The 20,593-nt window shown below is 41.3% G+C and carries 23 protein-coding genes; 7 read left to right on the top strand and 16 right to left on the bottom strand.

Features of this window, described 5'->3' with window-relative positions; translation table 11 throughout:
* The 3 genes from DP117_RS34830 to DP117_RS34820 form a co-directional block, all read left to right on the top strand.
* A partial coding sequence (locus DP117_RS34830; RefSeq protein WP_211176545.1) for a hypothetical protein occupies positions 1 to 742 on the top strand: 742 nt, incomplete at its 5' end.
* 1 nt (position 743) lies between these two features.
* A complete protein-coding gene (locus tag DP117_RS34825) occupies positions 744 to 1,733 on the top strand; it encodes a diguanylate cyclase regulator RdcB family protein (protein WP_169222698.1) in 990 nt (329 codons plus the stop codon).
* 392 nt (positions 1,734 to 2,125) lie between these two features.
* Entirely contained in the window at positions 2,126 to 3,178 is a 1,053-nt protein-coding gene (locus tag DP117_RS34820; protein ID WP_169222697.1) for a patatin-like phospholipase family protein, read from the top strand.
* Positions 3,179 to 3,224: 46 nt separating this feature from the next.
* Here DP117_RS34820 and DP117_RS34815 read toward each other — a convergent pair whose 3' ends face one another.
* Both DP117_RS34815 and DP117_RS34810 read right to left on the bottom strand, forming a co-directional pair.
* Positions 3,225 to 4,358 carry a baseplate J/gp47 family protein gene (locus DP117_RS34815; protein ID WP_169222696.1) on the bottom strand — a complete coding sequence of 378 codons (1,134 nt, stop codon included), beginning with the start codon at positions 4,356 to 4,358 and terminating at the stop codon, positions 3,225 to 3,227.
* The gene (locus DP117_RS34810; protein WP_169222695.1) at positions 4,355 to 6,886 is read right to left on the bottom strand and encodes a M23 family metallopeptidase; all 2,532 of its coding nucleotides are present in this window, start codon (positions 6,884 to 6,886) and stop codon (positions 4,355 to 4,357) included. The genes DP117_RS34815 and DP117_RS34810 overlap by 4 nt, the downstream gene beginning before the upstream one ends.
* A 516-nt stretch (positions 6,887 to 7,402) precedes the next feature.
* Here DP117_RS34810 and DP117_RS34805 point away from each other — a divergent pair.
* Entirely contained in the window at positions 7,403 to 8,485 is a 1,083-nt protein-coding gene (locus DP117_RS34805; RefSeq protein WP_169222694.1) for a hypothetical protein, read from the top strand.
* Positions 8,485 to 8,751: a hypothetical protein gene (locus tag DP117_RS34800; protein ID WP_169222693.1), complete on the top strand. Its 267-nt coding sequence runs from the start codon at positions 8,485 to 8,487 to the stop codon at positions 8,749 to 8,751. The genes DP117_RS34805 and DP117_RS34800 overlap by 1 nt, the downstream gene beginning before the upstream one ends.
* A 205-nt stretch (positions 8,752 to 8,956) precedes the next feature.
* On the opposite strand, the gene DP117_RS34795 is transcribed toward DP117_RS34800, so the two are convergent.
* From DP117_RS34795 to DP117_RS34780, 4 genes are all read right to left on the bottom strand, one after another.
* Positions 8,957 to 9,436, bottom strand: coding sequence for a hypothetical protein (locus DP117_RS34795; RefSeq protein ID WP_169222692.1), 480 nt, complete (start codon positions 9,434 to 9,436; stop codon positions 8,957 to 8,959).
* A 327-nt stretch (positions 9,437 to 9,763) separates the two neighbouring features.
* Complete coding sequence (locus DP117_RS34790; RefSeq protein ID WP_169222691.1) at positions 9,764 to 10,249, bottom strand: hypothetical protein; 486 nt, start codon at positions 10,247 to 10,249, stop codon at positions 9,764 to 9,766.
* The gene (locus tag DP117_RS34785; protein WP_169222690.1) at positions 10,246 to 12,180 is read right to left on the bottom strand and encodes a hypothetical protein; all 1,935 of its coding nucleotides are present in this window, start codon (positions 12,178 to 12,180) and stop codon (positions 10,246 to 10,248) included. Before DP117_RS34785 ends, DP117_RS34790 begins: the two co-directional genes overlap by 4 nt.
* Before the next feature lie 25 nt (positions 12,181 to 12,205).
* A complete protein-coding gene (locus DP117_RS34780) occupies positions 12,206 to 12,739 on the bottom strand; it encodes a hypothetical protein (RefSeq protein WP_169222689.1) in 534 nt (177 codons plus the stop codon).
* Between DP117_RS34780 and DP117_RS34775 the strand changes: the two genes are divergently transcribed.
* Positions 12,738 to 13,073, top strand: a complete 336-nt coding sequence (locus DP117_RS34775) for a hypothetical protein (RefSeq protein ID WP_169222688.1) — start codon at positions 12,738 to 12,740, stop codon at positions 13,071 to 13,073. The genes DP117_RS34780 and DP117_RS34775 overlap by 2 nt on opposite strands.
* Positions 13,074 to 13,239: 166 nt before the next feature.
* Here DP117_RS34775 and DP117_RS34770 read toward each other — a convergent pair whose 3' ends face one another.
* From DP117_RS34770 to DP117_RS34725, 10 genes are all read right to left on the bottom strand, one after another.
* Positions 13,240 to 13,566 carry a hypothetical protein gene (locus DP117_RS34770; RefSeq protein ID WP_169222687.1) on the bottom strand — a complete coding sequence of 109 codons (327 nt, stop codon included), beginning with the start codon at positions 13,564 to 13,566 and terminating at the stop codon, positions 13,240 to 13,242.
* Positions 13,567 to 13,578: 12 nt separating this feature from the next.
* Complete coding sequence (locus DP117_RS34765) at positions 13,579 to 14,034, bottom strand: hypothetical protein (RefSeq protein ID WP_169222686.1); 456 nt, start codon at positions 14,032 to 14,034, stop codon at positions 13,579 to 13,581.
* Positions 14,035 to 14,051: 17 nt separating this feature from the next.
* Positions 14,052 to 15,302, bottom strand: a complete 1,251-nt coding sequence (locus tag DP117_RS34760) for a hypothetical protein (RefSeq protein ID WP_169222685.1) — start codon at positions 15,300 to 15,302, stop codon at positions 14,052 to 14,054.
* A complete protein-coding gene (locus tag DP117_RS34755) occupies positions 15,299 to 15,844 on the bottom strand; it encodes a hypothetical protein (protein WP_169222684.1) in 546 nt (181 codons plus the stop codon). Before DP117_RS34755 ends, DP117_RS34760 begins: the two co-directional genes overlap by 4 nt.
* Positions 15,844 to 16,269 (bottom strand): phage virion morphogenesis protein, encoded by a 426-nt coding sequence (locus tag DP117_RS34750; RefSeq protein ID WP_169222683.1) that lies wholly within the window; start codon positions 16,267 to 16,269, stop codon positions 15,844 to 15,846. Before DP117_RS34750 ends, DP117_RS34755 begins: the two co-directional genes overlap by 1 nt.
* Positions 16,238 to 16,633 carry a hypothetical protein gene (locus tag DP117_RS34745; RefSeq protein ID WP_169222682.1) on the bottom strand — a complete coding sequence of 132 codons (396 nt, stop codon included), beginning with the start codon at positions 16,631 to 16,633 and terminating at the stop codon, positions 16,238 to 16,240. Before DP117_RS34745 ends, DP117_RS34750 begins: the two co-directional genes overlap by 32 nt.
* Before the next feature lie 4 nt (positions 16,634 to 16,637).
* Positions 16,638 to 17,021, bottom strand: a complete 384-nt coding sequence (locus tag DP117_RS34740; protein ID WP_169222681.1) for a hypothetical protein — start codon at positions 17,019 to 17,021, stop codon at positions 16,638 to 16,640.
* A 71-nt stretch (positions 17,022 to 17,092) separates the two neighbouring features.
* A complete protein-coding gene (locus tag DP117_RS34735; protein WP_169222680.1) occupies positions 17,093 to 18,271 on the bottom strand; it encodes a major capsid protein in 1,179 nt (392 codons plus the stop codon).
* Between the two features lies 1 nt (position 18,272).
* Positions 18,273 to 18,710 carry a hypothetical protein gene (locus tag DP117_RS34730; protein WP_169222679.1) on the bottom strand — a complete coding sequence of 146 codons (438 nt, stop codon included), beginning with the start codon at positions 18,708 to 18,710 and terminating at the stop codon, positions 18,273 to 18,275.
* A gap of 2 nt (positions 18,711 to 18,712) precedes the next feature.
* Complete coding sequence (locus tag DP117_RS34725) at positions 18,713 to 19,375, bottom strand: hypothetical protein (RefSeq protein ID WP_169222678.1); 663 nt, start codon at positions 19,373 to 19,375, stop codon at positions 18,713 to 18,715.
* 227 nt (positions 19,376 to 19,602) lie between these two features.
* On the opposite strand from DP117_RS34725, the gene DP117_RS34720 reads away from it, so the two are divergent.
* On the top strand, positions 19,603 to 20,592 hold the full coding sequence (locus DP117_RS34720) for a tyrosine-type recombinase/integrase (protein ID WP_169222677.1): 990 nt from the start codon (positions 19,603 to 19,605) through the stop codon (positions 20,590 to 20,592).
* Position 20,593: the final 1 nt, after the last annotated feature.

Below are 20,593 nucleotides of genomic sequence, written 5' to 3'. Positions count from 1 at the left end.
TTTAGTTCGCGAATATAATACGCGAACTAACCTTTTTTGTCCAAAGTCCAATAATGAAACGATTAGTTCTATTATCAATGATTCTATGAAAAAGTTAGAATCAGTAATAAAATCTTTATCACAGAGCCTTGAAAAAACAATTCCTCAAACAATTACAGATGGAGTGGGAGAAATACTAGAAAATGCGAAAATTCGGTTAAAAGATAAAGGTTTTTCACTGCAATTTAATGTCCCAGAGTTAGATATTGAGGGTAATGATATTGATTTTGCTGAACTTTTGCTATCGAGCGTAGAAAACTCTAGTGAAACAATATCAAGAACTAAATCTAGAAAAGTCCAAGGTTTTTGGCAGGGTCGTGTATCGCGATTTTTTGGTGGTCTTTTCAGTCAGTATGATTGGGGATACGAGTCTTATAAAGAACGAAAAGAGGTACGTTACTACGTTGTTGATATGGTAGGTATCGGTAAAAAGGTGCTGACAAGTTTGGATAGTAATATTCAAGAGCTAAGCACAAACAACCAAGTTTTACTTAATAAAAAACTCAAGCCTCTATTAGACGACTATTTCAATGATTTAAAAGATTATCTTGAAAAATTCCGAGGAGACTTGAAAGATAGTATTGACAATCATAAACTGAGTGCCGGAAAAAAGGAAGAGCTAAAGCAACAAATTATTGAATTGAAAGAACGGGCAGAGTTGCACAGACAGGATGTTCAATCCATCAAGCAGAATTTGAAATGATATGAGAGAATTTAACCAGAATGACGGAGACAACCCAACTACACTGGATAAACTGCGAACGCTACATCCTCAGTTAACAGAAAAAGCAATAGTCGATTATGTCAACGGTCTTGAGGTTCTTGATGATCATTTGCGATTCCGTGACCAAACTAACAATAAGTTCTTCACAAGAATCTGGGATTCCATCACTGGTAGGACAGCACAACGTCAACAAATCATTGACCGTAATATAACTACTAGCCTCAACACAGTTTCTGTTTGGCTACAGGATATTCAACTCCATCAAGGTGAAAGTGACATTGCTGTTGCTCGCTTGGCAGGTAAATTAGTAGAAACCCGTACAGGTGTGATGCGCTTACAAGAGCGACACAACGAGCTAGCAAAAAATGTGCAAGCGATTGCTCAAGACGTTTATCAATTGCAGAGTCAGGTTCGTGAGCATCGGATTGAATTAGAATCTCAAATTCGACAGGTCAATGCTGGAAGATTAGCTAGCGCTCATTTAACACAAGTGTTTGACAAATGGCAGGCAGAACGCTTAAATAACTATCCACCTCTAGTACGACTCTATATAGTGATAGATGAACTTTACTGGGGTTACTTTGGAACTTACTGCCGTAGCCAATTTGGAACAAGCGAAGTGCATCAACTGATGGAGCAGTTAGTTAATAAAGCCTTGATTCAGATGAAACAGGATTTAGGAGGTGATGTTTCTCAGTTAATGCTTCCACAAGATTGGTTATCTCCCATTCAGAATTTACCTGAAGAATCGCGTGAAGTACTGAGCTATTTGAGTAATTGGGCAGATCCACAAACTGCTCCTATTACTTGGGCGATTAGAAATGCTGCCTTACTTGAATCTGGACTTCCTGATGATTTTCCTCGCGTTTTTTCAGGAGAACACGCAATTAATCATTTAATGTTTGAAAACAAAAGACGAATTCAGTTCAACAATAAACCTCTTGCAAAATTAGTTTATGGTATAAAATAAGGCTTTCTACCTTGATTCAATATACTTATACAATATGAACAAACAAAACGGCTGTCGAATCGAGAGTTAAAGCATTTGTTTGGAGTGCAACGACGTACTTTTGATGAAATGGTCAAGGTATTGCAAGATGCTGCTAAGTAAGTCGGCGTTAAAAAATCAACCTATATAACGAAATGTAAAGCCCCGGAATACCTTAAAAATACGTCATTCCATAGTTTTTACAAAACTAAACATAGATTGGTTTTATCGTGCCAACTTACTTAGCTGTAAAGTAGACGATTGTTGGGCTTTATAACTATGAAGTCCACAAAGCCGCATAAACAAGCTTTCCAACTTATCTAAAAATTTCACAGACAAGTGAGCATACCATAATTTTTTTTCCAAGAGGTCTAATGACTACTAAACCTTATCGAGTAGGCTTGGTTTTATCTGGCGGTGGTGCTAGAGGTGCATATCATGTAGGTGTGATTAAATACCTAGCTGATATGAACATTTCAATTGATGCTGTCGCTGGTTCTAGTATTGGTGCTTTAAATGGTGCAGTTGTAGCAGCAGAACCAAATCTCAAGATAGCGTCAACACGTTTACAAGAAATTTGGAACTCACTTGCTGCTAATAGTCCTATCAAGATTAATAGTACAGAAACAATTAACTACATTGGTCGGATATTGCTTGGTCAAATTGCTCCACTAATAACTGGAACAAGTGATGCATTATCAACTGTAGCCAATCTTCAGACTCTATTTTCAGAAAACGTAGGTTTGGGAGACGAAAGTCCTATCCATAAGTTGTTAGACAGGTATTTAGACTTAGAAAAACTTCAGAAAGGTTTACCTTTATACGTTTCCGTATATCGAAGTCAAGGTAGCTTGAATGACTTATTTTCTGCAATTCTTGCTTCAGTAAATTTAATTAATACTCAACATTCTGAATTTTTACATATTCAATCCCTAGAGCGAACTCAACAACGCGTAGCCATCCTTGCTTCAGCTGCTATTCCCCTGCTATTTAAGGCTAAACAGATTGAGGTTAATGAAACTAACTATTTCTATTCGGATGGTGGTCAAGGAGGTATAAAAAATGTTCAAGGCAATACTCCCATCACTCCATTGCTTGAATTAGCAAATTGTACTCATGTTATTGTCAATCATCTAAGTGATGGCAGTCTATGGGATCGTAATGCTTTTTCAAAAGCTTTTCCAAACACCACTCTTTTAGAAATTCGTCCAGGAAGATTTATAAAACGTCAAGGTCTAGCAAAAGACTTAATAGGCTTTGATGCTAATAATATTCAATCTTGGATTGAACAAGGTTATGAAGATACTCAACGTTGTTGTGAAAGCGTTGCTCGTGCTCTCCATATTCATGAAATAGCAAATCAAGCTAGAAAGCAACGAGATGAGGTAATAGATGAATTAGATAATGATGATTTCCATATTGACTAAGTTTAATAAGTATTGCGATAGTTATGTTGCAAAAATTTATTGATACTTAATAGTTAAAACTGACAGATAGCCCCTTTCCACCATTAAGAGCAACTGTAACTTTCAACATTCCTAAAACACCTACCGTCCAAAGATGCGGCATAGGTTGAGGCATAGCAAAACCATTGAGCTTAACATCAATCACCCCTAAAACAACCCCAGGAATTGCTTGTATTCGCGCTTCTAGAGCTTTAGGATAAACACTCTCACCTGCTGGTAACTTGCCAGGAAAAAGAAAGTCTCTAACATTTTGTTGAATAGATAAAGCGATCGCATCAGGTAACACACCTGATTGAATACCAACAACCACATCAACATTAACCGTAAAAGTTTCAATTGTCCAGACGGTGATAGTTGCCATTGCAGCTTTACGGTTAAGCTCATCACTCAGTGCAGAAAGTTGTCCAGTACTTAAAGCGCTACCGTCTGCATTAAGTCCAAACACTCCTACATACCCATTTTGATAAGTAATCTTATCTGGTTTCAATCTTCCAATTGCCAGCGCTGTAGAACCAACTCCTAAAAAATCAACTACTGCTGCTTCAAAATCATCCTCGCTAATAAGGGTTTCACGGCGACGAAGCAATCCATAAATACGTTGCTGAAACTCGGCTTCTGTTTCTGCGTCTTGCCCGTTTTTAGTTGCTTCGGTGAGAGCGATCGCCCCCAATCTCTTCACACTAGGAAAAGACACCGGAGTCAGTTGTGAAATATTCCCACGTGAGCCTGAAGTAAGAGATATTATCGCTACAGTTCCATAGTCAGTATAAGCAGGAATTCCCAAATCAGCAGTTGTCTCAAACTGGATGCCATTAATGACAACTCTAAAACCACGGGGAAGAACAAAAGGATCGGCGTAGACGGCATCCAACCTAACTCCAATCGTCCCAACTGCATTGCTACCTTGTTTTCTTTCCAGTCCGAACAAAGAAAGACGGTTTCTTTCTAAAGTGTTCCCTAGAGAGTTGACAGTTGTAATGATTTGTGTCCCCTCTACTGCTACTGCCTCTAGGATGGCGAGAACGGGCGAGCCTGGGCTGAAATCATTTAATCTACCTGCACTTACAGCAAGCGCCCTTTCTTGTCCAAGGGTGACAAGATCTGAAGTGGTTTTAGTGTCGATGGGTGGAATGTCCGTCATGTCGGTTGCTTCCCGGTAATAGCCCAATAGATGAAGCCCCTTTGTGGTGGGATGGTTTCACGGTCTGGTTTTCTTTGAGCAAAATGCAAGTGAGCGCCTGTAGAAACACCTGTGTTTCCAGAGTGAGCAATGATATCACCTGCTTTAAAGGTTCCTGTTGAACCACTACTTAAGTGCATGTATTGAAATATCCATCCTCCATAAGAAAATTCAACTATATTGCCACCCGCGCCAGTATTAGGCTTGTACTGTACATTTATTGTCTCACCTGGCTTACAGATAGCGTAAAGAGGTGTTCCCTCTGCCATGCTCACATCTACACCTTGATGGAAACTAGATGCGCCTGCTGTGGGAGCACTCCTGTAGCCATAAGGCGATGTCACTTGAAAATTGCCAATACTATCACCCTTTTTAGGGCTATCACTGAAATTTCCACTAAAAGAAACGTTTGACGTGTTAACAGCCCCACCCGTGCCTGTAGATGGTGCAGAAGCCACGGGACGCGCTTTTATTTTCACGGGTAAATATGTATTGAGGACAGATGTGATTGCACCTGCTACATAAGAGTGTCGCACTTCACCCACTCTATAAGTACGAGTCAATGACTCTCCTAAACCTGTGTCTTTATCTAACTTTACAATTTGTCCTGGCTGCGCCTGCAATATCTCAGGCATCAGTACAGAGTTAATGTTAAGTGTAGATTCAAACCCCTTACCAATCTCTTTGGAATCGTCTGCCTTTTGTTTGAGGTCTTGAATTCCTCCACCTGTGGCTATATTTGCGGTTGTGCTACTAGTATTAAGATTTGTTGCTGGTGTTGGGGTTGTTGTTGTACTTGTTGGTTGATTGACTGGGATTGCTTTTTCTAACTGCACAGGTTGAGTTAACTGAGCGATGATTCCTGAGTCTTGAGGATCAAGAACGCGATCGCTTGATGCTCTATCCCCCCATGATGAACCCGTTGCAAGTGCGATCGCCTTAATGGTAATCGTCTTATCCGATGGCTCTAGTGCCTTAATCTCCAGTTTTGCCGCATCAGAACGTAAAAACAATCCTTGAGACTTAGCAATCTTAAGTAAATACTCATAATCAGATTCTGTTTGATACGAACTCTCAATGATTGTATTTGCTCCTTCCGCCACATCTCCAAGCGTCCCGCCCACCTTCTCTACAAGTTCAGTTGCAACTTGACGTACTGTCGTGTTTTGTCTAACTTTATACGTCTTGCTACTACTAGAAAGTTTAGAACCTTTAGCAATGACATATCTTAATTGTCTTCCTGCGATCCTGGTAGTATGTGGATAATCATTGGAACCTCTGACCTCGGTTAACAGAAATTGTGAAGTGATAGACTCTGCACCACCGCTGAACCCCATTTCTATCGAGATAATAATTCCGTCTTTGATGTCTATTGATGTTGGTGTCGCTGCGGGTGCTTGCGCGTTTTCTGTTGGTTTTGGGGTTGTCGTGGTCGTTGTGGTTGTTCCTCCACTTGGTTGTGGTGTGGTTGTTGATGTGGATGATTGAGATGTTGTAGAAGTACTCACAGGTGAGGCAGTCGGAGTCTTGGCGGTTCCCGTCGAGTCCGAACTGCCGTTAGCGTAGCGAGACCGGAGGTCTTCCCCGAAGGGTGTCGCGGTTGAAGCAACTGGCGCAGCTGAGGTTAAAGCTGCTTGACGGAACTTGCTGATATTTGCAAGGAAGGTAGAACGCTTACCTCCTGAAGTGCCTTGCCCGTAGGGATTACCTTCAAGAGATGCCCATTCATAACGAGCGCTGTATACCCCATTTCCTACAATTGCTTGCTCAAATTGCCCATTGAGCACGTAATCAAGAATTTTTCGATAGATAAGACGACCTACTGCAAGTATTTCTTGTGAGATGGGCTTGAAATCTTTTAGCCCGAGACGGGGTGCTTCCTCATCCCACACAAAGTCCATTGTTTGGAATTTTCCGGTAGCTGAGGAAGTATATCCGCCAGAGGTGACGCGCTTTTTAGGATGCGTGGTTAGCGTTCTTGGGTCAAAACTTTCTTTGCCATTAATATCACCATACAAGTACCCGTATCCACCTTTAGCCTCTGCTTCTTCTCCTAACTCAGCAATTGCGATCGCTTTTAAGAACGCTTGCACATTTGCACTTGCCAGCGCCGCCAACGCTTTTTGTCCTAGCGCGGTTAGCCCAGAAAGGTCAGAAGCTCCATACTTCGCCTCAAGGGTCTTGAGATAATTGCTCCCCAACGCTGCTGCACCATCTCCTGTAAAACCACTTCCTGCTGTCGCTGTCGTCTGGGCTGCTGCTGGATCTTCTAATAAGTTCGCTGGAATCAAGATTCCGCCACGGGCTTGGAATTCAGTGAGGAAGATATTAAGAATGCGTAATTGCGGATCAAATATTGAGAAGTTGCAACTTGATGCGCGTTCTTGCTCCGATATGATTGTGTCAGCGCTAATCAGGAAGCCATCCCCCGTCTCGAACAGAAATCTCTGCCCTATTTGCACTTTACAAAACGCGCTTCTCAAGTACATATAGAAACTTCTCTGTACGCACTGCGCCAATAAATAAGAGAGTTGTGATTCCCTTACAGTATCACACTCTTTATTTTGTTGAGGCGAAGGGAAAGGTTGCACTCCCCTAGCTCACAATTCCGATTAAGCACAAATACTCATTTTTTCTTATTTCCTAACAATTTAGAACGGACTGAGATTAAGCATCTAATGAAGTTTTGAAGTCTAAAATAACCAAGACTACTGCGGTTCTAAAAATGTTAAGGACAATGGTCGTACACAACCCAAAAAGACTGGGATCATAGACAGTATCAATAAATAAAATTTAATCAACTAATAGTAACTAAGAAAAAATAGCCGTGTCTTATTTCAATCATAGTAGTTGAAACACTTCATTTATCCTAACAATAGTTTAGACAGTACTCTTTGACTCAAAGTAAAATAACACTTGGTTTTGGGTACATTTGGGTACAAATCTCTGCTAACCTACTGTTATCCGACCTAAAAATCACCTGTCACCTAGATATAGTATGACTTATGACGAATTCTAAGACCACTGATACAACCGCAAATGTACCCAAAAGTACCCAGAAAATAGAGGGAGTAAAAACACCTAAAATACCAGCGAAAAATAAGAAGCAGTTTAAGTCGGTGACTGACTTGGGTAATCATTGGATTAAAGCTTACGTGGAAGGCTACGAACTTCTAAGAGAACCAAGCTGGTATGCTCGCTGCTTATCCAATACCTCTAGTAAGCTACCTGGTCACGTCCGTTATGTCAATGGTGTGAGGACTGACCTAATTAACAGTTGCTGGCTAATTGGCAATCAAGCTGTCCGCAGTGGTAGCAGTGACCTGATGAGATTGGTGGAAGATTATATGGGTAAGTCATCTCTGTGGCTTGAGTACTTCCTTGGAACTTTAGCTCATTTACCACAGATTAACCCAGAAATGAATCTAGAAGTTACGGTAACTACCAATGATGTTAAACGTCACTCAGGAATTATCAAGAAGAATGAAGGGACGCACTCGGTAGAATTGTGTGGCGTCCCGTGTGCTATTCATTTATCTGTTAAGGCGATACTACCAGAGGGTTTTGCAGCGCTCAAGAGTCAAAATTTAGATGGAGCAGTAACTATCTGCGATATCGGTGGCGGTAACACTTCCATCAGTCGATTCTTCAACTCGGAACCAGTAGGTGAGGTTGCAGTTAAGGACTTTGGCGCTGAATACTTGATTGAGCGAATTAGCTGTAATTCTGACCTAAAAGCATTGATTAAACAACCACCTAGTAAGGATGTCATCAACCGCAGCATTGAGGTAGGAGTGAAGTTCAAAAAATCAGAGTCAGGTGAAAAAATCCCGTTTCTAGCTTATGGTGAATCAGACCTGAACTTCTACAAAGTCTATGAATTTGAGCTACAGGACTTCATCAATTGCAGACTCAGGGAAGTTATCAAACAACTTGAGCAGTACAAACTTAGTGGTGACCAAATCCTGATAATCGGAGGTGGTTCTAAGCTACCGCTGCTGAATGCTGCACTAAAAAAGAAAGGATTCTTGATTTCTGCCAATGGTGCTTTCGATAACCTCATGGGACTCATAGCGGAGATTGGGTAATGACAGCTGATAAAATTAGGATTAAGAAGTACCAGAAGCCCAAAGTACAGCAATGGTGTGAAGCGCTCTTAATTAGTGAGAGTCGGTTTGTTGAGGACGCGATAGGGTTTTATCTGCGGTATTTAGAAGGAAAGCATCCAGTTACACCCACTCTACCAGTTGCTACGACTGAAAGTTTGAATGGTTATCAAGAACTGCCATCCATTAAGCGAGTAGCGATAGAAACGGATGACCCAGAAGAATTTGACGGTGGAATAGAGCTTTAAAGCAAAATACCTGCCCAAATTTTTTACGTGTTAGACCCTCATTGCTTTTCACGTATGCTGACGCACTTGTCCCCTCCAAAAGGGGATTTTATTGCTTAAGTGACCATGCGCGATACCCCTGCGCGTAGCGCAGGGAGGTAACTAGCAACTTAGGTTATCTAGTCTTTAGACCGCCCCCCTGTGTCGTTTCTAGTATAAAAAGTGACTAAATAGGTGCTCCCTCCGGATACATCAGTTTCACTCTTTTCTCCCGTAGTTTGGCTTCTTCGATACAGATTTCTTCAATTTGTTTGACCAAATCTTGAGAAATGCCCAGTTTAGCTGCCATTTTAGTTACAGTTGCCCTTTCCTTGTCACTATATTCTCCATCAGCACTGCAAGCTTTAATCGCATCGTAAACAAGATAACGCCGTGAACCAGTTGCCTCTGGAGCATCACCAATCACCTTCTCGATATCTTCGTCAGCTTTATAAGATTTGAGTTCCTCCACTAATGAGTCTGATGCGCCAAAAGCAGAAGCAAGCCCAACGACCCAATCTCTTTCTTCAGGGGTTAATGTACCGTCTCCATTAGCACAAACGAGAATCGATTTCGAGTAACCATTATAAGCTTCAGGACTTGGAAGTTTGCCAAAGGTATATTTTTCTCTAAATAACCACAATAAACCCTCATTTCTAGTAGTCATGCTTACCCTTGATAAACAGATTAAGGAAGTTTTTCAATGTCATTATCACATCAAGTGATAGTCAAATAGATCGCCAATAGAAAATAAGTCTCAGTAAACCAAGAAGTTTTTTAGAAGCCTTGCTAAGTAAATATTTCACGATTATATACACATACGACAGAACGACGACCTTTTAGTAGGTATTCTAGCCAATACCACTAGCGTAGCTTTAAGCGATCGCCTCTGCTGAAGAATTGACATTTACAGTTCGCCCACTTGTGGACAAACCATTTACATAGTTCTGAAAGTACTGTACAAGACTGTCATAACTATCACAATCTTGGTATCTCATAATGTATCAACTAATAACTCAGTTGGAATTTTGACCAAAGTAAAACTAACTGAACATTCAGCAAGATCACCATTTGGATACCAAGATCGCTCGACCTTGGAAAACCTAGTCATAACACACGGTGAATGCGAGGTTTGACCCCAAACGAATGACAACACCGCTGGGGGTTTTCCTTTTTCAATCGGTTGGATAAGCGCCATCAAATCATTAACGTACTTGGTTATGACTCGCCTTTGCGATCGCCCTGATATAGGTAAATTTCCGATTGATAGAGAAATATTGTCTGTTGTCGTCCATTGCAGTGTGGGGGAACTAATACCAACTGAATTAGAAGGGGTGTAGTTAGCAGAAGAATCGTAGGTAATCTCAGTTGGCATCAGTAAGAATTTCCAGGTTCCCTTGCCATCCAGTCTTGAGATATTTGCATAAGTCGCTCTTGGACGATCTACTTGAGGGAGTTCTTTTAGGACTTCAGGATTCATGCTAATCGTGCCTCCAACTCGTTTCTTAAGGTTTGTTCAATGATGGCGATCGCTTTTAAAGCGACTTCCTCAGCCGTTCCACTAGGTAAATTGAGAACTATAGAACCCGCGCCAAAAGTAATATTGACAGTCTTCCCCCCGTTGGTAAGACCGTTTACCAAGTTACCCATTTGTCTGGGTGTTAATATATACTCTGAATCGTTTGCCACAACTAAATTAGCTCCTCTTGGAGCATTTCTCCTTTCTGTCTCCAATGCCCCAAAGTATCCATTTGCAGCTGTAGGTATATTGCCTTGATACTTTGGCAACAGAGAAGAGAAAAAGCCACCTATCCCACTTGCTACGCTGGAAAAGAACCCACCAACACCACTTGCTGCACCACTAACAATAGATCCTGCTCCTCCAAGAACATTTGCCCCTACAGAACCAACTGAACCAATAAAGCTTTTGATAGGTTTAACAACAGCATCGATAAGAGAGCGGATTGTATTAATGACTGTCCCTATAGCGTTAGATATGGCGTTTTTGATGATTTCAAAAAAGCTACCAAAGAAGGAAAATACTGATTTTGCAGCGTCTATGATAGGACGAGCGAGCGCAGCAATAATTTTACCAAGTGGTGAGAAGATAGCACTGACAATCATCCCTGGAACCATACCTACTACCTTAAAGGCTAAACCAAGGATGTTCTTGACAAGATTAATCACAAGACTTCTAGCAAAACCACCAATAAAACCAAAATAATTTCCTGCGTTGGCAAAGATGATTCCTATAAGTTTACCTAAAACGAAGGTAATCACATCAGCTACAAACTTCCCAAAAGCTGTTCCTAGCGCTGCTGTATCACCTGTATTTATACCTTCAACATTACTAATTAATCCTCTAAGAATATTGTTGAAATCGTCTACAAACCCTTTGACAGACTTCATAATATCGCCACTGAAACCCAATACCCTGGCAACTTCCCAGAATAAACCTCCTTCTCCTAATACTAGGTCTATCGTTTCAGTAAAACTAGTAAATACTGACTGATAACCATCTATATTTGGTTCTAAGTCTCTTTGAAATGACAATAATCCTGTTGTGGGATCAAAGAGAGTATCAAAGAATTGAGATAACTTTGATTTTGATAATCCTTTTAACTTATCAATGTCTTGGTCACTAATTGAGGAGTTTAACGCTTTGACAAGAATATCAACGCGCTCGCCCAAGGAAATCGTACCAAAGCTTCTAGCATTTGGGTTGATAGCTCTGAGATTTTCAATTAAAGCATTTCTGAGTAAAGTGTTATCAGCGAAGAACTTATATCTATCCAAACCGCCGGGACCAACGCTACCTGAAATATAACCACTGATAGCAGCACGAGTATCTTTGACAGTTGTGTTAGATAACTCACCCAATAGGGCAATCTTAGAACTTGCTTCTAGTAAAGACTTGGATACTTCATCAGGTGTTCTTCCAACAGATCTTAAAGCAAGAGCAAAGTCATCTTGAATGGTACGCGAGACTGAGGCGATCGCCTCGGCTGAGGTCGGTAAATCTCGTCCTAATATCCCTACTTGCTCATTAAATTTCTGGACATATTTCGCCGCCTGGTCATAACTTAACCCTAAAGTTTTGGTTGCTGTAATTTCACTGTTTAAGATTTCTCCTTGTCTTTCTACTCCATCTCGAAATGCATTATTTAGACTATCAACACCTCTTGTGACCACTCCTATTGCTGCATTTAAGGCAAGCATTTCTACATTCAATCCTGCCATCGCATTCCCTGCATATCCCGCCATAGTACCCACCGCAGTACCCATACGGTTAAAGTTCCCATTAACAGTACTAGCAGCTTGATTTAACCCCAAAATGTTACTTTGCACTCCCCGGAAAACGGCTCCGGTTAAGTCCCTGGCAATTAGGATGATTTCTGCTGTAGAAGACATAATGAGTGTAGCAGTTAGAGCAGTCTTAAGGTTTGTATTGAATGGAGAGCAAACACCAGCAAGGCAAGAAGTTTTGGGCTAGTTTCTCAACAAGCGATCGCTCGTCTGTGTTTGGTGTAAAGTTACTGGGAACGTAGATGATGTAGGAGAAAGGATCAGAACCTAAAGGAGCAGGAAAAGGCGTTTGACCAAGAATAAGCCCTGTTGCTGGGGCTAGAGTGACATTAAGGTTAAAAATAGCGAATAGGTAAGGTAGAATTTCACGGTTGCCTCTGTTCTCCCAAATATAATTTGTGTTGAGCAGCAATTGACGTTTAACATCAATAGACCATCTCTGATCCCATAATTCCCCCCAACCAGCCCAACGAGCGAGAGTATCAAGCCACTGGGGAAAACAAGTTTCAGCGATTAAGCGATCGCGCTCATAATTCTCTAAATACCCCTCTAGTTCCGTACAGACTTCAGCAATACCGCGTGTTAAAGCGTCGGCAATCTCTTGCATTTCGCCACCGTCGCGGTAACAATTAGGGAGTAGATAAAGTATCTTATTGGACATCATGGATGTTAAGTTTCCTCTTACCTACACCTCATTTGGTAGTATTGCTCTTGTGGATGAACCAGAAAAATACACCTCTCAGGTAAAGCACATTTTGTCCACTATTGTCAGAGAAAGAAGACTTTTTCCAACACTTGGTTTTCCAGTTGATTTACTTTTTCAATTGCCCTTACCTGAGCTTGTCAGTGAGAGAGTTAGATTAGCACTATTGCCTTATATTCCAATCCCTTTTAGTGTGACTACAAAATCTCCCAACGGCAAAGGAATAGTTGTTACTGTTACATTGGGAGAACAACAGGAACAAGAAGTTATATTTGATTTCAGCGCTCTATCATAGCTTTCCTCGACTATTCTCGTTTTGTTGCTCCGAAATCTCTTCATGAATAGCGTTAATACAATCAATCATCCTTTGAATGACTGGAATTGGCATGTCTAACCATTTGTCGTACTCTGCAAAACTTCTGTTGTTTAATCCGTAGACAATTCTCAACCAGTGATGTGAGTCAACGTTCAGTAAAGAGAAAGTTGTCACTGAAGAACTTTTCGTAAGCCTTGTTGAGTATCTTAATTGCGCGATCGCGTTTCGGTTGTAACAAGTCAAGAGATGTAATACTTTCTTGTTCTCCCCATTTGGTGATGATTTTAGAAAGTATCTTTTCTAACTGGTTGGGGTCATTTTCGATTTCTCGCAAGAATGAGCGATCGCGTCTAGTCAAAGCCCTCATATGTATTTCTATATAGTTGCCATCCCCATCAGGAACGTTATAAATGATGAGCTTTTCTTCTTCTTCGATGTAAGTATAAGTAATTTCGGTTTGATTTGATGGCATAAATATTACTCCTTATGCAGTGACTATATTGTCTGCGGTTTGAGCATCTTGTACACTTTGCAATGCTGGAATACCTGAGAATGAGATTTCAAGCTTAATCTCAGCTGCTGAATTACTTAGCTTGTCAAAATCACCATATTCAAGGCGCAGCAAACGTACACCTGTTAAGGGTGTGACCAAATCACCTATTTGATGAGTTGCGGTTAGTGTACCATCTTTTGCTTTGTCTGAAACGTACAAAGCCCTGAGTTTGACAAACTGAGGCTTACTCATCAACCCTGTCAGAGTAATGTTTTCATACTCAGTTTGACCTATTAACGAGGTTATACGGTCAGTATTGGGGTCATAGTACTTGTCACCCACAACAGGTGCTTCTATAATGGCGCTTCCTGTTGAAAAAACGTAAACCAAGCCTTGAATTTCAACTTTGCCTTTAGATTTAGCAACAGCTACATACTTGTCAGCCATAACTCAAGCGTCTCCTGCTATACTGCGCCTGTTGGGACAACATCTACATTAATCAGGTCTATTTCTATCATTTCTAAAGCTTGAACAAATTTGCAGTAAGCGCTAATCTTGATTCTTCTGAGGTTGCGCCTTACAGTTGGGGTTGGCGTTGTTGTTTGAGTTGTATCTTCTCCTGATGTTGGCGGTTTATCGGTATTATCTCCCCCGGTTGTCACAGAATTTGTTTTATCTGTCACTGGTACTTCTCGCTCAACAATTCTATAGGATTCTTGAGGTGTCTCACCTGAAAGCGCACCATCTGTATAAGCTCTGTCTAAAACTTCTACAATCAATCTTATAACTTGCCCTCTTGTATATCCTCTAGGGTCTGAAGGCTCAAACAACTCAGGTAGTAAAGATAATAACAATTGTCTAGAGATAATATTCATCGCTACAACGGTGTTAATATTTTGGAAGTTAGGGTCACTTGCAAGAGTTCTTGTCCCCCAAACACACCACCCGTAACTTGGAATATCTCGAATTGTATTTACTCCCTTATTAAGTAAGTCCTCGTAGTCTTGAATGGGTTCTATGTATCCCACCATGTCAGTAATACCTTTGATAGGGTAACGTACACCCGCAGGAGGATTGTAAGCATTGTCACGGAATCGCAACAATGATATGACTGAAGCGATCGCACTACTTGGAACCTGTTTGCCCTCCAAGTCAATCCCAAAGTCATAGTACAAAGAAGACTTACCAAAAGGTGATGAGCACAAAGCTGCTTCTGTCTCAGCTTCAGCTTTTGTGTCTACACCTTTTGCTGTATTGAAGTAGTGAATCCATCCTAAGCGCAAGGCAACATTTTCTAACTCTGTAAATAAAGCTGTCCTGTCTGCTTGAACGGTTATATCTGGTGCTTCTGGACAAACCAAAATATGCAAATCCAAGTTGGTTTTTTTCGCTAACTCTTTTGCACCAAATATCAAGTGTCCTTTGTCATTTGGGGCTGTAATCGCAGTATCATGACCAGCAAAGATAGATACTCTTGCTTGAGGGTAATTGCGAAAAATCAGACGAACTGAAGCAAGCGTTGTATCTGTAACGTTGGAAGTGTATTTAAGCTGAAAATCTGCTAGGTCTGAGATCGCTATGAGCTTGTTATAATTAGCAACATCTGCTGGCATTGCACTTGTTAACAAGCATAATCGACTAATACTTGTGGGCGTACTTGTAACTCTTGGCTCGCCTCTTTCAACAATAGAAAGTCCGGGTATAGTTTGTATCATGGTACTTTAGCAAATAGAATGGCGTCTAGTTCTGACAATGTTTCTGAAGCGTAAAGTTCTACGCTTTCTACTCTGTCATCTTCATCAAATGTCTCTACCTCATACTCAAGCAGTTTGGTACATTGGAATCTTAATTCAGCTTCCCAAGTACCGTTAGTTGGTTGCAGAAGGTCGTATCCTTCAAACCATAGCGATCGCCTAGAAACAGTTTTGTCACTGAACGGGATAAACCCAAGCAAATTACTAATAATTGCGTCTATCGTCCAATCCAAAACATCTTTTTCATCACTTTCCTCTGCAAAAAGTTTTCCTAGCGAAACTCTAATAACTACCAAAATATTTGCTTCTTGCACTCCTTCTTGATTGCGCTGTACTCCTTTTGCTTGAGGGGCTAATACTCTTATGTACTCCGCCTCTTGTGTTCCTCTTTGTCTAGGTTTTTTAGGTAATGATCTTACCTTGACACCATATGCTGTCAAGGCATCAGAAACAGGCTTTAGTTTATTAACAACGTTAATACTTATCTCTCTTGTTCCTAGCATCACCTCAACCTCATAAATAAGCTTTGTAGGTAATCTTCAAAAAAACCTACAATTGCCCTTAAATCTTCGTCGGAGAAGCCTAAAAATCTCCTTTGAGCAATTCTTGATGTCCCATCGTTATGTATTCCTGCGTAAGGTGTCAGATTGAACACTCTAAGAACGTTACCCGCAACACTCATCTGAGTTGCGTTTATCATCCGTCTTGTTTCTTGCAATATGGATTTCGTTCTCTTGTATAACCAGGTACTAAGTGCTAAATCTGCCCACGGTCTACCGTCAGGATCACTTTCATTGTCAAAGTTTCTTAAAGTTGCAGAAAGCTGATAGTCTCCTGATCTACTCAATGGTACGCTCAAATCACTTAATAGCCCACGAGCGCTCGCTGCTTCAAGATCAGAACTGTTGACTAATATTTGAATTTGCATCTATGTAACCCATCCTTTGAACATAACCTACTTCTATACGTTGCCCAAACACTCCATTTGCTAACGGTAGACTGGAAGATACGATGTCAAGTAGTTTGACCTGTCCAGATGTTACCTTCCCTCCTGTTTCGTGTATTTCTCCTGTACCAAATACCCCTTCTTCTAATCCCTGCACATCCTGGGGAGTTATTGAGACAATATGACCTTCATATATTCTGATGAATTCTGAACGGTCATAATTGATTGTCTCATTCTGCCTAAACTGCACTGGATCAAGAACTGCTACTATCTCCCATTCCCCACCGTCTGGTCGAGTAAATCTTAAAGTTGACTTCTCAAAGATTGACAAGTTGTAAATACTCATCTAGTTATCCTATGACACGAGGTAAGTAACTTACGACTCCAGTACTACTAGAGCTATGCTCTCCTTCTTCTCCTCCATCACCTGGAATAAATACCCCATTACGCTCATCTTCTAAATTTTGCCTACGATACAAAGCATCTATGATGTTTTGTGGTGGATTCAGTTCTGTCCTATCGTGCCTTTTAATCAGCCAGAGGTCAGGTGTCTGCTCTAGCATCATTGCTGCGGCTGCATAAATCCGGTAAACCTCCTGCCCAGAAGAAATCACTTTCCCTTTTGTAAGTTCCAAAAGATTTATCGTATCTTCAGTAAAAGACTGCTTCCAGAACGATGCTATTGCTGGAATTTTTATAAATTGAGCGATCGCCTCCTCTATTGTCGTAATCATTACAAATTCTCCGTTATCGCTTATACCCGTTTCCGTATGGTACTAAGACTGTCATTATTAGTACACTCTTGTTATGCTGCTACCAATTCTGGAACTGTTACAACTGCCACTGCCTCATGATCTAGGAAGACTGGGAACCCTTCTCTATAACCTTCAGCATACACACTGCGTGGCTTGAGGTCGCTTGCTTTGACGGTAATGACTAAGCCTGGTTCAACTTCACCTAAGCTGATTCCTTCACCGTAGTAACCTAAAGTGTTATTGATAAGCTCACGGCGTACGATGCGTCCTTGGTCATCCGGAATTTCTAAAGGTTGTGCTCGTCCAGAAGCCCCGATAATTAAAAGCTTATCATCTGGGAATAACCGCGCTTGTCCACCACCTTGCAGTGGATAGAATCGGTCATATCTGATGATGGGTGGCAATCCATTTGCCTGAAGGATGCCATTGAGTACCGCGTCGTTAGCTGATAGTGGTCTATTCTCAAACGTCAGATCACCTGTCGCAGTCGGTAGCGCAATCAGTCCAGCACCGTACCTAGCAACATTCGGATTGACTTGTAAAGCACCTGCAATTCTGGAAGATGTAATAATTGCAATCGGTTCATAACCCTTGTTTTGCAGCAATATTCGCAAAGGAACAAGAGTATTTTGGATTGGGTCAAAGGTTAGGCTGTAAAATCCTGTTGGTGCTGCTGTCGTCCCTGAAGGAACAGTTATACGATGTCCTGCTGGGTTCGGGAATGTAATTGTGTAAGACGGCGCATCCATTGGAGTTACAGTCACAATGGCATTGCACAAGGCTTCTGCTCTTTGCTTTTCTGCCTTAAGTTCAATGGCTAATCGAATAGTACGAATCAGCCATTGAGTGACAAATTCTATTGCTAGCGAGCGCTCGCGCCCTTGATTCAATAATCTACCCAGTGTTCTCAAGTCCTGAGCATCCATCTGAGCAGAAATATCAATGTGCCCAAGTCTTCCTCTAAATGCCATTCCTTGACCCGTCTGCTTCATCTGCGGAGGAGACAAAGGAGCGCCATCGTCCGCAATGAACGTTCCTATCTTGGTAATTTCCTCATATATCTCATTTGTATCTCTTTGAACAACTGGAAGATACTGAGCAAGAATAAAAGGTTGAGTTTCGGTTCCGAATTGTAATATGGGGTTTCTTGCAATCTGCTTTAAGAAAGGATCAGTAAAGACCGATATAATAAAAGCAGCAATTGATCCTATATCTGCGGTAGGTGGCATATTACGGTCTTGCCTTCGTTAAATAAAAGTTTTTTGCAAGCCCAGCCTTTACGACGGCTGTAAGAGTAATTCCTATCGGGGAAGCAGCAACCCATCCTGGTAAGTAATTCCAGTAGACAACGTTACCTGCATGAGGTTGCAACAAATCTATCAAAGTGTTGTCATTATTTCTGGCATCCCAAATATCATGCAAGTTTAGGGTAAAAAACGTGTGAGTATCAGCTGCTAACTTCCAAGGCGCAGCAGATATCTGGTCTGCATCTGTTCTTCCCCAAACTGTACCACTGGGGATAAACAATCTCCCATCTGATTGCGGGGTCAATCCTGTTGTGTCAAGTGTTCCGCCCCCAGGAATCGTGACTTTTCCATGAATAAGTGGAGTTCCCAACCACTCAGGCGCTAAACCTTGTAATGGTGTAAATTCTACTTTTGGAGCCATAGTTATTTATTCCCTTGGATTATTGCAGGTAATTTAAAACCCATACTTTTAATCACACTACCAATAGGATCTCCCTCTGGTGAACCGCTCCCACTTGTCCCTCCCTGTGGTACTGGTGGTTTATTATTTCCTTGTCCTGTCTCTGACTTGTTGTTGTAAGACTCAGATCCAGTCATTAAAGCATTCTTGATCCACTCTCTTCCTCCTTCCGCTAAGTACTCATCTATCTTCTTACCTCCTACTGTTACCGTATCACCTTCTAATTTGATGTCGTTAGGTAAGATCCCAGTCTTTATGAAATTGATTAGCGCATCTTTGTTAAGTTTTGCTTTACTTGCAATATCTGCATACAAATTATTTTTTTCATACTCTTCAACTTTGGCGATCGCCTCCCCCAACTCTTTCTCCAAAGTCGTCACTTTCTCTTTCAACGTCTCATTCTCACTCTTTAAAGTTGTGAGCGCATATGAAGGTTCTTTGCCGTCTGTTTGTTCCTTCAGTCCATTTAACTGACCTTCTAAGGTCGTATGCCTCCGCTTCCAGAGATTCACATCACTCTCAAGAGTGCTTACCTTATCAGCGATCGCCGCTAACACATCAGCAGCTTTCTCACCCAAGCCCTCTTTGATCCTGTCTAATGCAACTGCATATTCCATATCTATCATTCGGTACTTGCAACACTAAGATATCATGGTGAGATTAAGACTGCTGCAACTACGACACACTTTTTTAGAAAAATTTTTCCGACTCCTTATAATTTTCTACAAAACACATACTCTAGATAGGGATGGTGTTAGGGCAATCACGGTAGTTGTAGATCTTAAAATTTACAATGCGGTAGTGTAGTGCGATAATCGTTAACGAAAAGCTGCATTGTCGTTAACGTCTGTAAATGGATATTGTAAGTACAACTACTGAAACTTCTATTACTCAAATCGCCAGTCAATTACAAACCAGCAACGATTTTTTGGCGGAGTTGCAGCAGAAGGCGACGACTACCCAGCGGGGGTATACTGGCAATATACGGGTATTTTTTGAGTATTTTTTACAAAGGGAACCCACAGGGCGGGATATTTCGGAGTTTTGGGCGTTGGACGACCAGGTGGCTAATGGGTTAATTCTCAAGTTTAAAAATCATTTGGTGGCAGAAGGTAGGAAGGCGGCAACGATTAACCGTTATTTGGCTGCGATTAAGTATTTAATTAAGGTGGGGCGGAATCTCAAGCGCTGTCGATATCACTTTGATAGCGATCGCATCGAGTCTTTGAAAGTGACTAAGTATCGCGACACCAGAGGCGTGGGAGTGGATGAGTACAATAAGGTGTTTGATGTGATTGATACTACCTGCGTTAAGGGGAAGCGGGATTATGCCTTATTTCTGCTGCTTTGGTCTAATGTCCTGCGTCGAGGAGAGGTGGCAAAGTTAACGGTGGGGGACTTTGATTACCACGAAAATACGTTAACTGTTTATGGTAAGGGGAAGGGGAATGATGAAACTAGGATTGATTTAAATCCTCTTGTGGCGGAGGCGATATCTGATTGGTTGGGTATGAGGACAAATCTTAAACCCAGTCATCCCCTATTTATTGCTTTGGACTTCCACAATTATGGACACCAACTCACCGGGGATGGTATCTATGCAATTGTGCGTAAGACTTGCGAACGGGCTGGGATAACCAAGCGGATGACTCCCCATAAGATTAGGCATTCGGGGATTACCGATGCTCTTGATTTGGCAGAAGGTGATTACCGGAAGGTGCAGCATTTGAGCCGTCATGCTGACCCCAGGACGATTCTAGTTTATGAAGACAACAAGAATCAATACCAATTGGAGTTAACTAATAAATTAGCAGCTCGTGTTGGGAAAAAGCGGAAATCTTAAT

The sequence above is a fragment of the Brasilonema sp. UFV-L1 genome, assembly GCF_012912105.1.
In the GTDB taxonomy this organism is placed as follows: Bacteria; Cyanobacteriota; Cyanobacteriia; order Cyanobacteriales; family Nostocaceae; genus Brasilonema.
The sequence above is the reverse complement of the archived record's forward strand: the minus strand, read 5'-3'. Positions and strand labels throughout refer to the sequence as shown.

Coding starts and splice junctions, on each gene's coding strand:
- DP117_RS34795 (WP_169222692.1), bottom strand. CDS start 9,436: ATGACTACTAGAAATGAGGGTTTATTGTGGTTATTTAGAGAAAAATAT.
- DP117_RS34765 (WP_169222686.1), bottom strand. CDS start 14,034: ATGGCTGACAAGTATGTAGCTGTTGCTAAATCTAAAGGCAAAGTTGAA.
- DP117_RS34790 (WP_169222691.1), bottom strand. CDS start 10,249: ATGAATCCTGAAGTCCTAAAAGAACTCCCTCAAGTAGATCGTCCAAGA.
- DP117_RS34720 (WP_169222677.1), top strand. CDS start 19,603: ATGGATATTGTAAGTACAACTACTGAAACTTCTATTACTCAAATCGCC.
- DP117_RS34810 (WP_169222695.1), bottom strand. CDS start 6,886: ATGTACTTGAGAAGCGCGTTTTGTAAAGTGCAAATAGGGCAGAGATTT.
- DP117_RS34815 (WP_169222696.1), bottom strand. CDS start 4,358: ATGACGGACATTCCACCCATCGACACTAAAACCACTTCAGATCTTGTC.
- DP117_RS34735 (WP_169222680.1), bottom strand. CDS start 18,271: ATGCCACCTACCGCAGATATAGGATCAATTGCTGCTTTTATTATATCG.
- DP117_RS34820 (WP_169222697.1), top strand. CDS start 2,126: ATGACTACTAAACCTTATCGAGTAGGCTTGGTTTTATCTGGCGGTGGT.
- DP117_RS34775 (WP_169222688.1), top strand. CDS start 12,738: ATGGATGTTAAGTTTCCTCTTACCTACACCTCATTTGGTAGTATTGCT.
- DP117_RS34785 (WP_169222690.1), bottom strand. CDS start 12,180: ATGTCTTCTACAGCAGAAATCATCCTAATTGCCAGGGACTTAACCGGA.
- DP117_RS34825 (WP_169222698.1), top strand. CDS start 744: ATGAGAGAATTTAACCAGAATGACGGAGACAACCCAACTACACTGGAT.
- DP117_RS34800 (WP_169222693.1), top strand. CDS start 8,485: ATGACAGCTGATAAAATTAGGATTAAGAAGTACCAGAAGCCCAAAGTA.
- DP117_RS34730 (WP_169222679.1), bottom strand. CDS start 18,710: ATGGCTCCAAAAGTAGAATTTACACCATTACAAGGTTTAGCGCCTGAG.
- DP117_RS34740 (WP_169222681.1), bottom strand. CDS start 17,021: ATGATTACGACAATAGAGGAGGCGATCGCTCAATTTATAAAAATTCCA.
- DP117_RS34750 (WP_169222683.1), bottom strand. CDS start 16,269: ATGCAAATTCAAATATTAGTCAACAGTTCTGATCTTGAAGCAGCGAGC.
- DP117_RS34780 (WP_169222689.1), bottom strand. CDS start 12,739: ATGATGTCCAATAAGATACTTTATCTACTCCCTAATTGTTACCGCGAC.
- DP117_RS34755 (WP_169222684.1), bottom strand. CDS start 15,844: ATGCTAGGAACAAGAGAGATAAGTATTAACGTTGTTAATAAACTAAAG.
- DP117_RS34745 (WP_169222682.1), bottom strand. CDS start 16,633: ATGAGTATTTACAACTTGTCAATCTTTGAGAAGTCAACTTTAAGATTT.
- DP117_RS34805 (WP_169222694.1), top strand. CDS start 7,403: ATGACGAATTCTAAGACCACTGATACAACCGCAAATGTACCCAAAAGT.
- DP117_RS34770 (WP_169222687.1), bottom strand. CDS start 13,566: ATGCCATCAAATCAAACCGAAATTACTTATACTTACATCGAAGAAGAA.
- DP117_RS34760 (WP_169222685.1), bottom strand. CDS start 15,302: ATGATACAAACTATACCCGGACTTTCTATTGTTGAAAGAGGCGAGCCA.
- DP117_RS34725 (WP_169222678.1), bottom strand. CDS start 19,375: ATGATAGATATGGAATATGCAGTTGCATTAGACAGGATCAAAGAGGGC.